At 73.9% G+C, this 15,114-nt stretch carries 17 protein-coding genes; 9 read left to right on the plus strand and 8 right to left on the minus strand.

Going from position 1 to position 15,114, the window contains the following annotated elements; translation table 11 throughout:
• Positions 1-258: 258 nt before the first annotated feature.
• Positions 259-1,218 carry a pirin family protein gene (locus ACZ7RU_RS24075; RefSeq protein WP_470343016.1) on the minus strand — a complete coding sequence of 320 codons (960 nt, stop codon included), beginning with the start codon at positions 1,216-1,218 and terminating at the stop codon, positions 259-261.
• Between the two features lie 94 nt (positions 1,219-1,312).
• Between ACZ7RU_RS24075 and ACZ7RU_RS24080 the strand changes: the two genes are divergently transcribed.
• Both ACZ7RU_RS24080 and ACZ7RU_RS24085 read left to right on the plus strand, forming a co-directional pair.
• Positions 1,313-1,801: a carboxymuconolactone decarboxylase family protein gene (locus ACZ7RU_RS24080; RefSeq protein ID WP_470343017.1), complete on the plus strand. Its 489-nt coding sequence runs from the start codon at positions 1,313-1,315 to the stop codon at positions 1,799-1,801.
• 178 nt (positions 1,802-1,979) lie between these two features.
• Entirely contained in the window at positions 1,980-3,233 is a 1,254-nt protein-coding gene (locus ACZ7RU_RS24085) for a serine hydrolase domain-containing protein (protein ID WP_470343018.1), read from the plus strand.
• A gap of 127 nt (positions 3,234-3,360) precedes the next feature.
• On the opposite strand, the gene ACZ7RU_RS24090 is transcribed toward ACZ7RU_RS24085, so the two are convergent.
• Positions 3,361-4,113, minus strand: coding sequence for an acetoacetate decarboxylase (locus ACZ7RU_RS24090; RefSeq protein ID WP_470343019.1), 753 nt, complete (start codon positions 4,111-4,113; stop codon positions 3,361-3,363).
• 167 nt (positions 4,114-4,280) lie between these two features.
• On the opposite strand from ACZ7RU_RS24090, the gene ACZ7RU_RS24095 reads away from it, so the two are divergent.
• Entirely contained in the window at positions 4,281-5,162 is an 882-nt protein-coding gene (locus tag ACZ7RU_RS24095; RefSeq protein WP_470343020.1) for a 3-hydroxyacyl-CoA dehydrogenase family protein, read from the plus strand.
• 23 nt (positions 5,163-5,185) lie between these two features.
• On the opposite strand, the gene ACZ7RU_RS24100 is transcribed toward ACZ7RU_RS24095, so the two are convergent.
• A complete protein-coding gene (locus tag ACZ7RU_RS24100) occupies positions 5,186-6,070 on the minus strand; it encodes an IS5 family transposase (protein ID WP_470343021.1) in 885 nt (294 codons plus the stop codon).
• 287 nt (positions 6,071-6,357) lie between these two features.
• Between ACZ7RU_RS24100 and ACZ7RU_RS24105 the strand changes: the two genes are divergently transcribed.
• The 5 genes from ACZ7RU_RS24105 to ACZ7RU_RS24125 all read left to right on the plus strand — a co-directional run bounded on the left by ACZ7RU_RS24105 (position 6,358) and on the right by ACZ7RU_RS24125 (position 10,685).
• Positions 6,358-7,086, plus strand: a complete 729-nt coding sequence (locus ACZ7RU_RS24105) for a hypothetical protein (RefSeq protein ID WP_470343022.1) — start codon at positions 6,358-6,360, stop codon at positions 7,084-7,086.
• A 117-nt stretch (positions 7,087-7,203) separates the two neighbouring features.
• Positions 7,204-7,809 carry a TetR/AcrR family transcriptional regulator gene (locus ACZ7RU_RS24110; protein ID WP_470343023.1) on the plus strand — a complete coding sequence of 202 codons (606 nt, stop codon included), beginning with the start codon at positions 7,204-7,206 and terminating at the stop codon, positions 7,807-7,809.
• Between the two features lie 85 nt (positions 7,810-7,894).
• Positions 7,895-8,662: a leucine-rich repeat domain-containing protein gene (locus tag ACZ7RU_RS24115; protein ID WP_470343024.1), complete on the plus strand. Its 768-nt coding sequence runs from the start codon at positions 7,895-7,897 to the stop codon at positions 8,660-8,662.
• A 243-nt stretch (positions 8,663-8,905) separates the two neighbouring features.
• Positions 8,906-10,192 carry a threonine--tRNA ligase gene (gene thrS, locus ACZ7RU_RS24120; RefSeq protein WP_470343025.1) on the plus strand — a complete coding sequence of 429 codons (1,287 nt, stop codon included), beginning with the start codon at positions 8,906-8,908 and terminating at the stop codon, positions 10,190-10,192.
• 208 nt (positions 10,193-10,400) lie between these two features.
• Positions 10,401-10,685: a hypothetical protein gene (locus tag ACZ7RU_RS24125; RefSeq protein ID WP_470343026.1), complete on the plus strand. Its 285-nt coding sequence runs from the start codon at positions 10,401-10,403 to the stop codon at positions 10,683-10,685.
• 120 nt (positions 10,686-10,805) lie between these two features.
• Here ACZ7RU_RS24125 and ACZ7RU_RS24130 read toward each other — a convergent pair whose 3' ends face one another.
• Positions 10,806-11,213, minus strand: coding sequence for a VOC family protein (locus tag ACZ7RU_RS24130; RefSeq protein ID WP_470343027.1), 408 nt, complete (start codon positions 11,211-11,213; stop codon positions 10,806-10,808).
• A gap of 81 nt (positions 11,214-11,294) precedes the next feature.
• On the opposite strand from ACZ7RU_RS24130, the gene ACZ7RU_RS24135 reads away from it, so the two are divergent.
• Complete coding sequence (locus tag ACZ7RU_RS24135) at positions 11,295-11,780, plus strand: MarR family winged helix-turn-helix transcriptional regulator (RefSeq protein ID WP_470343028.1); 486 nt, start codon at positions 11,295-11,297, stop codon at positions 11,778-11,780.
• A gap of 63 nt (positions 11,781-11,843) precedes the next feature.
• On the opposite strand, the gene ACZ7RU_RS24140 is transcribed toward ACZ7RU_RS24135, so the two are convergent.
• The 4 genes from ACZ7RU_RS24140 to ACZ7RU_RS24155 form a co-directional block, all read right to left on the minus strand.
• Entirely contained in the window at positions 11,844-12,470 is a 627-nt protein-coding gene (locus ACZ7RU_RS24140; protein ID WP_470343029.1) for a C40 family peptidase, read from the minus strand.
• 260 nt (positions 12,471-12,730) lie between these two features.
• Positions 12,731-13,219: an SRPBCC family protein gene (locus ACZ7RU_RS24145; RefSeq protein WP_470343030.1), complete on the minus strand. Its 489-nt coding sequence runs from the start codon at positions 13,217-13,219 to the stop codon at positions 12,731-12,733.
• The gene (locus ACZ7RU_RS24150) at positions 13,216-13,623 is read right to left on the minus strand and encodes an ArsR/SmtB family transcription factor (RefSeq protein ID WP_470343031.1); all 408 of its coding nucleotides are present in this window, start codon (positions 13,621-13,623) and stop codon (positions 13,216-13,218) included. Before ACZ7RU_RS24150 ends, ACZ7RU_RS24145 begins: the two co-directional genes overlap by 4 nt.
• 209 nt (positions 13,624-13,832) lie before the next feature.
• Positions 13,833-15,113, minus strand: a complete 1,281-nt coding sequence (locus tag ACZ7RU_RS24155; protein WP_470343032.1) for a hypothetical protein — start codon at positions 15,111-15,113, stop codon at positions 13,833-13,835.
• Between the last annotated feature and the right edge of the window lies 1 nt (position 15,114).

Consider the following 15,114-nt stretch of genomic DNA (forward strand, 5'->3'; position numbering starts at 1 on the left):
AACTGGCCTGAAGCAAGATCATCGATGGGGGTGCGGGCGGCATGGTGGCCGTTTTCTCCAGCCTCCTCCGTTCGGTGGTGACCGTCCTTCGGCAACCGGGGAGGGGCGCGCCAGGGCATTCGTTGGTTCTCGCGGCGGCACCCGACGATGACTTCCCGGACTCCGCGAGTGTCCCGATCGGTTCTGATGCACCGTCGGCAATCGGATCGAGGGTGCGGCGGATCCGGCCGCCGCACCCCCGATGGGCGAACCCCCGGGTCAGCGCACGTTCCCCCGGGGCTTGAGGGGGATTCCCGGGAGCTCAGGGGCGGGCAGGCGGTCGCCCGGGTAGCCTTCGACGGCGCCGAAGCGGTCGGGGTTCGCGGAGCTCATCCACTCCTCGCGGGCTCGGGTGATGTCCTCGTGGGACCGCCCGATGAAGTTCCACCACATGACGATCCGCTCCTGGAAGGGCGTGCCGCCGAGCAGGACCAGCCGGGCGTCGGTTCCGCCGGTGTTGGTGAGGGTGAGTGCGGTGCGGCCGGGGGCGACGTAGCCGAGGTCGGCGGGGCGCAGCGGGGTGTCGAGGAGGCGGACGTCGCCGCTGTCGACGAGCAGGCCGTGTTCGAAGGCGGGGTCGACGTCGAGGGTGACGGTGGCCTGCGGGCGCAGGGTCAGCTCGGCGCCGAGCAGCGGGGTGAAGGTGGGGACGGGGGAGGTGTCGCCGGCGAGGGTGCCGAGGAAGACCCGGGCCTCGCCGCCGTCCAGGGGGACCGGGCGGGGCGCGTGGTGGCGGAAGTCGCGCCCGGTGTGCCGGTGCTCCTCGGGCAGGGCGACCCACAGCTGTACGCCGTGCAGGACGGTGGTGGCCGGGGTGGAGACCTCGGAGTGGGCGATGCCGCGGCCGGAGGTCATCAGGTTGACCTCGCCCGGCCGGACGTGGGCGTGCACGCCGAGGCTGTCCCGGTGTTCGATCTCGCCAGTGAACAGCCAGCTCACGGTCTGCAGCCCGGTGTGCGGGTGCGGGGCGACGTCCATGCCGCCGGTGCTCGCGACGTCGTCGGGTCCGTAGTGGTCGACGAAGCACCAGGCGCCGATCATGGTTCGGGAGCGCTGCGGCAGGGTGCGGCGTACGGTCATCGCGCGCGGGCCGCCGAGCGGTACGTCCCGGGCGGGCAGGACCTCCACCCGCGGGTCGGCGGCAGGTGGCTGGACGAGGTCGGTCTCGGCGGTGCTCACGGGTGGGCCCTCCCAGGTGCCAATTAGTTCTATATTCAACTATCATGCCATGGCAGAGTGGCGGGCGACAGCATGATCAGCCTAAGGAGTCCAGGTGAGTGATGTGACGGTGGTTCCGACGGACCGGCGGGTGTTCATCGACAAGCAGAGCCCCCGGGCGTACCAGGCGCTGCTGGCCGCCGCCGAGGCGGCCCGCGAGGTCGCGGCCGACGCCGGGCTGGACCGCCGACTGATCGAGCTGGTCAACCTCCGCGTCTCGCAGATCAACGGCTGCGCCTACTGCCTGCACGTGCACACCAGGGCCGCGATCCGCGAGGGCGAGACCACCCAGCGCCTGGGCGTGCTCCCGGCCTGGCGCGACACCGAGGTGTTCAGCGACCGGGAGCGGGCCGCGCTCGGGCTGGCCGAGGCGACCACCGCCCCGGCGGACGCGGCGCTCCAGGAGGCCGCGTACGGCGTGGCGCGCGAGGTGCTGAGCGACGAGGAGATCTCCGCGGTGGTCTGGGTGGCGATCGCCATCAACTCCTTCAACCGGGTGTCCATCCTGAGCAAGCACCCGGTCCGCCCGGCCCCGGCCCGGTAGCCGGGCCTGCCGGAGGGCCTCCGCCTTCCACCGGAGGGCCTCCCCCTTCCGGCGGACGCCCTCCGTTGCCGGGCGTACGGCCGGCTCCTCCCGGCGGAGGATGACCGGCCGTCAGCGGTGCGGCGAGGCTGGGCGGTACGGGCGAGGAGCTGCTCGCCGACGGCGAAGGTGGGGTCGCATGGCACGTCGAACGGTTTCCGCGCTGGTGGGGGCGGTCTGTCTGGCACTGGCCGGGTCGGTGGTCTCGGCCGGTGCGGCGGGTGCGGCCGAGACCGCGGGCGGGCGGCCGGGTTCCGGCGATCCGCGGGCGGCGGCCCTGCGGGCGCTGACCGAGGCGGGTGCGGTCGGGGCGATCGCGGAGGTCAGGGACGGGAACGGGGCCTGGCGCGGGGCGTCCGGCGTCTCCGACCTGGCCACCGGCGCGCCGGTCCGCGCGGACGGACGGTTCCGGGCCGGCAGCGTCACCAAGATGTTCACCGCCACCACGGTGCTCCAGCTGGTCGGGGAGCGGCGGGTCGGCCTGGACGAGCCGATCGAGCGGTACCTGCCCGGGCTGGTCCCGAACGGCGACCACATCACCGTCCGCCAGCTGCTCAACCACAGCTCCGGGCTCTGGGACTCCACCAACGAGAAGGGCGGGGTGTTCCCCGACCTGGGCGACCCGGCGGCCTTCCGCGACTGGCTGGACCAGGGCGGCCTGACCCGGTCCATCACCCCGGCCCAGGTGGTGGCCGCCTCGGTCGCGCACGCGCCCGACTTCCCGCCGGGCGCCAGGTTCGGCTACTCCAACGTCAACTACACCCTGCTCGGCATGATCATCGAGAAGGTGACCGGCCACGGCTACGCCCAGGAGGCCACCGCGCGCATCCTGCGCCCGCTCGGCCTGAACGGCACCTACTTCCCGGGCTCCGCCACCGGTATCCGGGGCCCGCACGCGCACGCCTACTGGACGGTGCCCGAGGGCCCCGCCCCGGAGGACCGCAGCGACCGGGACGTGACGGTGGCGAGCGTCACCTGGGCGAACTCGGCCGGCGAGCTGATCTCCACCCTGGGCGACCTGAACCGCTTCGAGAAGGCCCTGCTGGGCGGCCGGCTGCTGCCGCCGGCACTGCTGAAGGAGATGACCACGACCACCCCGATCGAGGTCGAGGGCGTGCCGACCCAGTTGGGCTACGGGCTCGGGCTGGCCGGCTGGCAGCTCTCCTGCGGCCGGGTCTACGGGCACGACGGCTCGGTGCCCGGGTACAGCACCCAGCTGTGGAGCTCGGGCGACCGGCAGGTGTCGCTGTCGGTCACCCAGCGCGGCGACGGGACGCAGATCGTGGCGCAGCTGCAGGCGGAGGCGGGCTTCCTGGAGCAGGCCTTCTGCGGCACCGGGCAGGGCGCGGGCTCGGCGCACGGGCCGGCCGCCGTGGCGCCGAAGCTGGGCTGAGCGCCTGCCGGTCCCCGGTTTCACCGCTCCGGTTCGTCCTCGCAGGTCGTTGACCGCGGGGGCGGGCCGGAGCGGTGCCGTTTCGGCCGTCTGCCGTCCGACGGTCGGCAGGAGCCGTCGGCGATCTTCAGGCCGCGCGGCGCTGTTCCGCCAGGTAGTCGTGGACGGGCGTGGCGGGGGAGAGGGTGAGGTCGGTGAGGATGTGGCTGGCCGAGACGACCTCCAGGACCGGCAGGTCGGCCAGCGGTGCCATGACGTGTGCGGAGAGCTGGAGGCGGGCGGGGCCGGTCCAGGCCTCCTTGACGGTGACGTCGGTGATCCGGGTGCGGACCAGGTCGCAGACCCGCAGGCCGCCGGTGTAGTCGGGGACGATCTTCACCCCGTACGTGGGCACGGTGATCTGCTCGCGCGCCTCGGCCGGGTCCAGCGGCTGCCACTTGTAGGCCATGGTCGCGGTGGCGACGCGCTGGCTGCCGTGGTCGAGGGTGCCGACCAGGGCGCCGGCCTCGGTGAAGAGGCGGGGCGCGCCCATCACCTTGGGGTAGACGCTCAGCTCACGGCCGGCGGCGGTGGCGGCGAAGTTGTCGAGGTACATGGCGTGCAGGTACTCGCCCTCCTCGTCCCCGTACCGGACCGGGACGACCTGCCCGGCCTCGACGTACGGCCCGAAGCCGTCTACCTCGCCCATCTTCATGACCTCGAAGCGGACCAGCGGCTCGTCGATCTCCAGCGGTTCGGGGACGACCGCGCGCAGCGCCTCGGGGTCGGTCCGGTAGACGACGTTCAGGTACTCGCGGTCGGTGAAGCGGGTGGCGCGGGGCGGGTAGACGGGGGCGGTCAGCGGGGTGGTGGCGTGGCGGACGACCTGGTCGGGGCGCATCGGGGGCTCCTTCGCGGTGGCGGGTTGCTTGGTCTCCTCAAACGGATACCATGTGTATCGGATACATCGTGCATCCGATTGAGGCCGTGGTGCAAACGGTGCAACCGTGCGGGATCCCCCGTGCGGCACGGCCCTCGGAGCGCGGCACAGCCAAGGAAGTGATCTCGATGCCGTTCACCGTCCCCAACCCCACCGGCCGACCCGTCGCCGTCGTCGGAGCCGGCACCCTCGGGCGCCGCATCGCCCTGATGTTCGCCACCGGCGGCGGGGAGGTCCGGATCTACGACCCCTCGGCCGAGCAGCTCGCGGCCGCCCGCGGCTACGTCGAGGAGCAGCTGCCCGCCGTCGCCGCCGCGGTCGGCGGGGGAGTGCCGGGCACCGTCGCCGTCAGCGGCGACCTCGCCGAGGCGCTGCGCGGCGCCTGGCTGGTGATCGAGGCGGTGCCCGAGCGCCCGGAGCTCAAGCGGCGGGTCTTCGCCGACCTGGACCGGGCCGCCGACCCGGACGCCGTCCTCGGCAGCAACTCCTCGTCCTACCCGACCAGCCGCTTCGTCGACTGCGTGCGCGAGCCGGAGCGCCTGGTCAACATCCACTTCTACATGCCGCCGACCCAGAACGCGGTGGACGTGATGTCCAGCGGCCGCACCGACCGGGCCGTCATCGACCTGCTGCTGGCCGAACTCCCGCGCCACGGCCTGTTCCCGTTCGAGGCGCGCAAGGAGAGCACCGGCTTCATCTTCAACCGCATCTGGGCGGCCATCAAGCGCGAGTCCCTCGCCGTGGTCGCCGAGGGCGTCGCCACGGCCGAGGAGGTGGACGCCATGTGGTCCGTCAACACCGGCCTGCGCGGCGGCCCGTTCCGCGCGATGGACCAGGTCGGCCTGGACGTCGTGCTCGACATCGAGGAGCACTACGCCGCCGAGCGCCCCGGTCTGCCCACCGGCCCCCGCGAGCTCCTGGCGGAGTACGTCGGGGACGGCCGGCTCGGCGTCAAGTCCGGGCACGGCTTCTACGACTACGGCCCGGGAGACGGCGCGGCGGCCGCCTGAGAAAGTGTTGGGTTACCGGGTGATCACTCGTTCATGAGGTCGTCGGCGAGGCGGCGTGCTGCTTCGGTCTCGATGGGGCCGCGCGGTTCGATCGTCTCGCCGGCGAGGCGGGCGGCCATGAGCCGGATCATGGCGACCTTGATCATCGCTTCGGCGTGCGCGGTCTTGCGCTCGTAGTCCCGTGCCAACCGTCTGCACCGTCCCAGCCAGGAGAATGTCCGCTCGACCACCCACCTGCGGGGCAGCACCTGGAAGCCTTTCACATCCGCGTTGCGCGGTACCGCGACGATCTCCAGGCTCTCGTGCCCGGCGGCCCAGCCGACGAGCCCGGAATCGACGACGTTGACGTAGCCGCCGTCGACCCAGACCAGCCCGACCCGCGGGAACAGCTCCCGGATGCCGGCGAGGACCAGCTTCGCGCCCGCCCGGTCCTGGACCGAGGCCGAGTGCACGACCGCCCGCAGGACGAGGCCGCAGGTGTCCACGAGCAGGTGCCGCTCGCGGCCCCGCACGCGCTTGCCCGCGTCGTAGCCGATCGCCTGCCCGCCCTGACGGCTGCGGGCCGACTGCGAGTCGAGCACGGCCGCCGACGGCTCCGGATCCCGGCCGTCCGCCACCCGCACCCTGTCGCGCAGCGCGTCATGGACACGGTTCCAGGTGCCGTCGGCCGTCCAGGAACGGAACCAGCGGTAGGCCGCGTCCCACGGGGCGAGGTCGTGCGGCACCAGCCGCCACGCACACCCGCTGACCAGCACGTACAGCACGGTGTCCACGACCAGCCGATGCGGGAACTTCAGCGGCCGACCACCCCGGCGCGGATCCCGCTCCGGCAGCAGCGGCTCGATCACCGCCCACTGAGCGTCCGTCAACGACGAGTCGTAGGAAGGCTTGCACGAGCAGACACACATGGCGGTGATCTTCGCGGAAACTCGACCGCGAAGATCACCGCCCGAACATCACGTCACGCAGTTGATCAGTTACCCAACACTTTCTGAGGCGGCGGCGAAAGGGCCGGGCGGGTGCCGGGCGCTCCCGGCGAGGCGGGCACCCGGGCGAGGCGCCAACCCGGCTCGGGCGCCCGGGAAAACGGGTGGCGACCCGTCCCGGCGACGGTGAGAATGCACCGGTGATCCCCTCGCCGCTGTCTCCCGTCCAGGATCCCCGCGCCTGGTCAGTCGCCCCGGACTATCCGGGGATGGGGGGCCTGGTCGCCGGCCTGGAGGTGCCCGCCGGAGCCGCGGCGGGCGTCATGAGCGCACTGGAGACCTCCCGGGAACTCGTCCGGCACTCCTACTACCGCTACGAGTTCGCCACCGTCGCCGTCCCCCACGCGCTGTTCGCCCTGGAACAAGTCCTCGTCGACCGGCTGGCCGCCGAGGAGCCGCTCGGCGAACTGGTCGGGCAGGCCGTCGCCGAGGGGCTCCTCGCCGCCGGGCTCGCCGCCGGACTCGCGCCCGGCCTGCGGTTGCGCGAAGGGCTCGCACGCGGCGCGGCGACGAGCGACGCCATCACCCCGACGCGCGCCGTCGAGCTGGTGCGCGCCGTCTTCGACGCCGTGTCCGTGCTCCTCGGCCCGCCCGTGGTGGCGGACCCGGCCGACCCGGCCGCGGACGGGGGACGCGCCGCGGACCGGCTCGCCCGGCTGTGGGAGGAGCACCGGCGGGCTCCGTTCCCCAGGAGCTTCCTCGCGGTGGAGATCGCGGGGGTGGACCTCACCATCCTGGACGACGCGGTCGGCGCCGCCGTGTTCCGGGAGCAGTACCGAGAGTTCGACGACCGCAGCATCTCCGATCTCTGGCACCGCATCGCCGACCTCGACAAGGTCGTGCCGTTGATCGACGAGCAGTACTGCCGCGAGTACTTCGCCAGGCTCCGGACGGTGGCCGGGCTGGTGGCGGAGCGCCACCTCCCGCCCGCGACCTGATCCCGCGCCCGACCACGCGGACCGCGCGGACCGGCGCCGGGCCCGCCCGCCCGTAGACTGGGCCGGGCCGCCCGGCGGCACCGTCCAGCGAAGAACGAGAGCCGAGGACCGCAGTTCGTGCCCAAGTCACCCACGAAGCGGCGCCCGCTGACCGTCGCCGCCCTCAACGACAGCGCCCTCGCCCTGTTCACCGAGCACGGCTTCCACGCCACCTCGATCCGCGACATCGTCGCCCGGGCGGGGCTCACCCGGGGCGCCTTCTACTCCAACTACCAGGACAAGGAAGAGCTGTTCCTCGCCCTCTACGACCAGCAGATCGACCGGCTGCTCGACGACCTGCGGGCCGCTTTCGCGGACGCCGGGCCGGGCCAGGACCTCCCGTCCCGGCTGCTGCGCGAGCTGGCCGGGCGGCGGCGGGAGGACGAGGGCTGGTTCCTGCTCTCCATGGAGTTCACCCTGCACGCGGCCCGCCACCCGGAGGTCGCCCGCAGCCTCGCCGAGCACGAGGCCCGGCTGGTCGACGGGCTGGTGGAGCTGATCGAGGAGACCTCCGAGCCCACCTCGCGGGTCCGCCCGCGCGACCTCGCCCGGCTGCTGGTCATCCTGCACGAGGGCGCCACCGCGATGCGGCTGACCGAGGAGGCCCGCGGTGAACTCGCCGAGTTCCCGGAGGAACTCCTCCACCAGGTCGTGGACGGGCTGTTCCACGCCGGCGCCCGCTGAGCGGGCCGCGTCCGGCCCCGGGGTTCCAGCCGGCGTCCCGGGTGCGTACGGTGATCCGGACATTCATCGGAGAGGGGTGCGGTCCATGACCGAGGCGGCGGGCAGCGTGGACGGGAGGGGCGCGGCGGACGTGACGCTGAACCTCTGGCGCCGACCGCTCGACGAGGTGCCGGCCGAGGTGTGGGAGCGCACGGAGCTGACCGTGCTCATCCTCGCCGACACCGGCATCCGCGAACTCCCGCCCGGGATCGGCCGGTTGGCCGCGCTGCGGACCCTCGACCTCGGCCACAACCGGCTCGCCGGACTCCCCGATGAGCTCTGCGACCTCACCGGGCTCGGGGACTTCCTCTACCTGCACGACAACGAGCTGACCGCCCTGCCCGAGGAGATCGGACGGCTCACCGCGCTGCGCTACCTCAACGTGGGCGAGAACCGGCTCACCGAACTCCCGTCCACCGTCGGCGGCCTGACCTCACTGGTCGAGCTGCGCGCCCAGCACAACCGGCTCACCGCGCTGCCGGAGTCGATCGGCGGCCTCGGTGCGCTGCGCGAACTGTGGCTGCGCGGAAACGAGTTGGCCGCCCTTCCGGAATCCGTAGGCCGACTGGGCGAGCTGCGCGAGCTGGAACTCCGGGAGAACGCCCTCACCGAACTGCCGGCCGTGCTCGCCGGGCTTCCGCGGCTGCGCCGCCTCGACCTGCGCGGCAACCGGATCACCGAACTGCCCGACTGGCTGGCCGACCCGGGCGCGCTGCCCGCACTGGAGAAGCTGGACCTGCGGTGGAACGAGGTACGGCCCTCGGCCCGGCTGCTGGCGGCGCTCGCCGCACGCGGGTGCGTCACGCTCCACTGAGCCGCCGGAAACCGAGCCGCCGGAAACCGAGCCGCCGGAAGCCCGGTCCGGAAAAGATCACCGCGGGCGGCGCGGAGCTGTTACCGTGGAACGCATGAAGCGCGCTGCACTCGCCACGACGACGCCGGAGAGAGTCCCGGCGCGCTGACTGCTGACCTAGTCCGAAGCCCCGGGGCCGAGTGCCCCGGGGCTTCGCCGTTCCCGGACCCACTCGCCCCCGCAGACCGAGTGGAGACCACCCTCATGCACGACCGCCGGCCGCACGACCACGCCCACCAGCCGCAGGCTCACCCGGCGCACGACCACCGCAAGCTCGGCCGCGAACTCGACCTGTTCGACACCGACCCGCTGATGGGCTCCGGCCTGCCGTACTGGCTGCCCGACGGCGCCGCGATCCGGCACTCCCTGGAGGAGTTCATCCGCGGCCGCGAGCGCCGGGCCGGCTACCGCCACGTCTACTCCCCGGTGCTCGGCAAGCGCGAGCTGTACGAGATCTCCGGCCACTGGGCGCACTACCGCGAGGACATGTTCCCACCCATGGAACTCGGCTCCGAGGAGATGGTGCTGCGCCCCAGCCTCTGTCCGCACCACGCCCTGATCTACCGCTCGCGCCCGCACAGCTACCGGGAACTTCCGCTGCGCATGGCCGAGTTGGGTGGCATGTACCGCTCCGAGCTGTCCGGGGTGCTGGGCGGGCTGACCAGGGTCCGGGCGATCCAGCTGAACGACGCCCACGTCTTCTGCACCCCGGAGCAGGCGGCCGACGAGGCCGTCGCCGCACTGGAGTTGATCCGTGAGGCGCACCGGGCGCTGGGCGTCGTACCGGTCCGCTACCGCCTCTCACTGCCCGGCGCGGGCGGCAAGTACGTGGCGGACCCGGCGCTCTGGGAGCGGGCCGTCGCGCTGCTCACCGAGGTGCTGGAGCGGTCCGGGGTGCCGTTCGAGGCGGCGGAGGGCGAAGCCGCGTTCTACGGGCCCAAGATCGACGTGCAGATCGCCGACGGTGCCGGGCGCGAGTTCACCCTCTCCACCGTGCAGATCGACTTCCACCAGCCCGAGCGGTTCAACCTGCACTACATCGGCGCGGACGGCGCCAAGCACCGGCCGGTGATGGTGCACCGCAGCGTGATCGGCAGCGTCGAGCGGGTGGTCGCCCATCTGATCGAGCTGTACGGCGGCGCGTTCCCGGCCTGGCTCGCGCCCGTCCAGGTCGTGCTGCTGCCGGTCTCGGAGGCCGAACTGCCGCAGGCCGAACGGTTCCGGCAGCGCTGCCTGGACCTCGGGCTGCGCGCCGAGGTCGCCGGCCCCGAGCACGGCAGCCTCGGTGCCCGGATCCGCGGGGCCCGGCTGGTGCCCTACCAGGCGGTGATCGGGGCGAAGGAGGCGGTGGACGACCGGGTCGCGCTGCGGCTGCGGGACGGCCGACGGCTGGAGCCGCTGGCGGCCGAGGAGGCGTGGGCACGGATCGGCGCGCTGGTGGCGGCGTGCGACGCGGAGCTGTGGGCGGAGGGTGCCTCCCCGGTGGCCTGAGCGTCGGACCCTGCGGCGGACGCGACCTCCGCCGCCGCGGCGCCACCGGCCGGCGGCGGGGCCGACGGCCGTCCACGCGGCGGCGTCGGTACGACTAGTGCGGCGCGCGGTGTGTCGGCCGGGCCGTGGGTGGCGGCCGCCCGTCGAATGGGCCGGGCGGTCCGGTCCACGGCCGCCCGCTGTCCCCACCCGTACGGAGGTACGCCCGATGCGCATCCCACGCGGCTTCGCCGCTCCCGCCCTGGCCGGCTGTCTGGCTCTCGCCGGGGCAGTGGCCGCCACTCCGGCCGACTCGGCCGAGCTGCGCCCGCTGCCCAGCCCCGCCGTCCAGTACTGCGCCGCGGTGCTCGGGCACGTTCCCGGCGCCGACGCCGCGTCGCAGGCCCTCGGGCGGGCCTGCTCGTCGGACTTCCGGGTCGATCAACTCGCGCAGGACGGAGGCGGGTTCGAGGCCTCCGGATTGCCGGGCCGCCGCGCGCTGCCGATGGAGTAGCTCCGGCCGGGGCGCCGCGCCGACCGGCGGCGTCGATCGGCCGCGTCAACAGGCCCCGTCGATCGGCGGCGTCGATCGGCCGCGCCGCACGAGGCGCGAGTTCCGGGCGGCGCGGGCCGGTCAGTAGGACTGGAGCTCGATCAAGCGGCCGTCCGGGTCGCGCAGATGGGCGCTGCGCAGGGTGGGGCCCCACTCCGGGCGGTCGGCCGCCGGACCGGCCGGGGTGCCGCCGTGGCGCAGGCAGAGGTCGAGGGCGGCGTCCACGTCGTCCACCCGGAGCACCAGCATCGCGGCGTCCTGTGCGGGTGCGGCGTGGACGGGCGGCTCGGCGGTGCCGAGGGTGGCGGCCATCGCGGAGCGGTCGAAGAGGGCCAGAAGGGTCTGGTCGGCGAGGTCCCAGCTGGCGTACGGGCCTTCGGGTGCGCCCTTGGCCAGGGTGGCGCCGGTGAGCGGCGGGAGGACGGCGCGGTAGAAGGCGAAGCACTCGGCGAAGCGGGTGACGAGCAGGCGGGAGTACAGGGCGTCCACGGGCGAACTCCTGGCAGGGAGGGGCGGTTTCGGAATCAGTGGGTCGGCACCCACTATAGGGAGAGACCCTAGACTGCCGCCATGGCCTCCGAGAACTCCGAGAACCCGCTCCCTGTCGCCGAGCTTCCTCCGACCCTGCTGGACCTCAGCACCTACCTGCTCTCCCGGGTCGGCAAGGCGGCGCGCGGCCGGCTCGCCGAGCAGTTGGCCGAACGCGGCCTGCGGCTCTGGGACATGGCGGTGCTGGCCGCGCTCGCCGACTTCGGCCCGCAGGCCCAGCGGGACCTGGTGCGGCGGCTGGCCATCGACCCGAGCGACCTGGCCAAGGTCGCCGACCAGCTCGCCGCCGCCGGGTACGTCGAGCGCGCCAGGGACCAGGCCGACCGGCGGCGGGTCTCGGTCTCGGTCACCGACGCCGGGCGGGCGCTGCTCGCCGAACTGGACGCGCGGGCACGGGCGGTGCAGGACGAGGTGCTCGCGCCGCTGGACGCGGGGGAGCGGCAGGTATTGCAGGGGTTGCTGCTGCGGGTGCACCACGGGTTGGGGGAGCGGCGCAGCGGTCTGTGACCGTACGCGGGCCGGTCGCCCCGGGCGGCGGGGTCGGGAGACGGGCTGCCCGGGGCCGTGGCGTCAGGAGGCGGGCTGCCCCGGGCGGCGGGCGCCGGCGAACTCGCCCGCCCAGCGCGGGATGTCGAGCACGTTCTCGACCCGGGCGACCAGGGTGCCCGTCCGCTCGGCGTGGATCATCGCGCCCCCGCCGACGTGGATCCCGACGTGGTGCAGCGGAGCGTCGGGGCGGGAGAAGAACAGCAGGTCGCCCGGGGCGAGCGCGTCGCGCGGCACGGGGGCGCTGAGGTCGAACTGCGCGACGGTGTAGTGCCCGAGCTCGACGGTGCCGTGGCTGGCCCGGTACCAGCAGTAGAGCGACAGGCCGCTGCAGTCGAAACCGACCGTCTTCTCACCCATGCACTCGCCGTTCAGCCAGCCGTTCTCCTCGTCGCAGAAGCCGAGGCTGGCGCCCAGCCGGTCGCCACCGCCCCAGGCGTACGGCACGCCGAGCTGGCTCGCGGCCACGTCGGCGACCCGTCGGCCCAGTGCGGCGACCGGCACCGAGCGGGCCGACTCGGGCGCGGCGTCGGACGCCGCCTGGGCGGCCGGGCCGAGCGCGGGGACGAGGCCCGCCCCGAGTGCGAGGCCGAGCATGCGGCGCCGACGGAATCCGGAGGCCTGGTCGCGGTCGGACGGTTGGGGCTCCATGGCGGTGCCTCCCGGTGCTGGAGATCGGCGGGCGCGCGGGGCGTGGTGCCGGGCGCACGCACCAGGATTCCGCTCCGACGGGTCGGTCCGCCATCACCCGCAACGGTGAATCGCGGACGCACGGGCCGTCAACGGAAGGGAGTTCGCCGGTAGGTGATTTGACGGTCGCTCAGGAGAGGCCGACGATGAGCGCGAGGTGGAAGCCGGACCGGGCCGGACGGCCTGGGTGGGGCGGGTCCGGCCCGGTTCCGTCGGGTCGGTCAGGACTCGGCGAGCAGGGCGTCCAGCTTCTGGTAGCCCTCGACCACGCCGTGCTCCATGCCGCTGGCCAGGATGGCGTCCCGGGCCGCCAGGCTGTCGACCACCGACAGCACGGTGACGCGGGTGCGGCCCTCCCCGGCGGGCTCGAAGGTGGCGGTCTCCAGCGAGACGCCGTCCGGAACGCCCTCGTAGGTGAAGGTCTGCACCAGTCGGTCGGCCGCTCGGACCTCGTGGAAGGAGCCGTAGAAGGCCGCGATCTCCTGGCCGTCGCGGTGCGCCGAGTAGCGGTAGTGCCCGCCCGTCCGCCCGTCCCAGGTGTCGATCTTCATGTCGAGGTCCTTCGGGCCGAGCCAGCGCACGACCAGCTCGGGATCGATCCAGGCCCGGAACACCCGCTCCTGCGGCGCGTCGAACTCGCGGACGATCCGGATGGTGGGCAGCTGGGGGTCCGCCTCGATGCGGGTCTCGGGGCCGGTGGTGGAGGTCATGACGGGGCTCCTTCGCTCTGCTCGGGTCGGTCGTTCTCTTCGGTGTGCCGAGTGTCCGGCGCAGGTCCGGCGGGTTCGTCGTCGTCGCCCAGGTCGGCGAGCAGGGCGTCCAGTCGGCCGAACCGCTCCTCCGCCTGGCGCCGGTACCGCTCGATCCAGCTCGTCATCAAGTCGAACACCTGGGGCTCCAGATGGCACGGCCGTCGCTGTCCGTCCCGGCTGCGGCTCACCAGGCCCGCCTCCTCCAGCACCTTCAGGTGCTTGGAGACGGCCTGAAGGGACATCGCGTAGGACTCGGCCAGTTCGCCGACGCTCGCGTCCCGGATCGCCAGCCGGGCGACGATGTCCCGCCGGGTCGGATCTGCCAGCGCGACGAACGCCCGGGACAGCTGGTCGACGGCCACCGCACACCCCTGTTCCTATTCAACCGATCGGTTGAGAACAACGCTACTCCACCCGCCGGGCGTATTCAACCGATCGGTTGAGGAGCTGGCCGCCGCGGACGGGGCGTCGACCGTTCCGGCACCGACTCGGACGCCTGGATCCCCGACACCGCCCTCGCGTGACACCCCGGTGCCCGCGGCGACGGCCCCAGCGACCGCCCCCGGCGGGGCTACGCGGTCGCGCAGTCCAGGACCCGCCCGTCGGCCGTACCGACGAGCAGGCGGCCGGGCCCGGTGGCGGTCAGGGCGGTGGGGACGACGAGGACACCGGCGACGGTCAGCCGGTGGCGCCGGAGCGGGCCGCCGGTGCGCAGGTCCAGGGCGAGGACGTCGCTGTTGCGGTAGGCGAGGTAGGCCGTGTCCGGGTCGATGTCGAGATCGGTGGCGATGTGGTCGGCCCGGAAGATCCAGCGGGGCGTGCCGTCGGTGGCCGTGCGGCGGACGACGAAGGAGCCGCCGGGCTGTAGCCCGTGGCCGTGGTGGACGGTGCCGGCGTGCACCAGGTCGCCGTCGTCGGTCTCCGCGCCCGGGCCGGGGAAGTGGGTCTCCCCGGGCTCCCAGGAGAGCGGGAACAGGGGCCGGACGCCCGCGCCCCCGGGGGAGCGCACCGAGAGCCGGCACGGCTCCGAGCCCCGGCCGGCCGGTGGGGCCTCGGTGACGTAGTCCCGGCTGCCGTGCCGGATCCGCAGGCGATCGTGCGGGTCGACGTGGTCCACGGTCCGGTGCCCGATCAGCAGGCCGTCGGGGAGGGCGGTGCGCCCGGGCAGCTCCGGGTCGTCCTCGTCCCGGGCGAGGGTGGCCAGGACCGCGCCGTCCGGCAGTTCCTCGACGGCGAGGACGTGCCGCCGGGCCTCCCAGTCCGGGCTCAGGGCGGACAGCGCCCGGTGGGCGTCGTCGCGTCCGTCGGGGCGCGGGGCCGGGACCCGGGGGCCGGCCAGGTCGGCGGCGGTGAGCGAACGCGGTGCGACGGCGCGCCAGTCGGGCCGCCGCACCACGGCGACGTGGCCCTCGACGTGCGCCTTCCGGTCCTTCCAGTCGTCGGGCGGGGCCATCAGCACGCGCAGGGCCCGGCCGTCGAGCCAGCTCAGTCCGAGGACCTCGCGGCCGAAGTGGTGCTCGATGAGGGAGGCGGTCGTGCCCGTCTCCCAGTCGAGCAGGAGCAGCTCGCCCTCGAAGAGGTAGCCGCCGTCGTACCGGCCGGTGCCGACGGCGAGCAGGGGCGCATCGGGGTGGAAGGCCAGCGCGCGCACCGGGAAACGCGTCCGGAGCACGGCCCGGCAGCCGAGGTCGCCCGTGCCGTACACGCCCACCGTCGCCGTCCCGGCGAACCCGCGTTCGCCGGCGACGGCGAGCAGACCGCGCCCCTCGTGGGACACGGCGAGGACGGGCCGGCCGACCTCGGCGAACGGGCGGTCGCCGAGGACGCGGAGGACGCGGAGCGGGGAGGTCATA

This window comes from Kitasatospora sp. NPDC114501 (assembly GCF_055633695.1).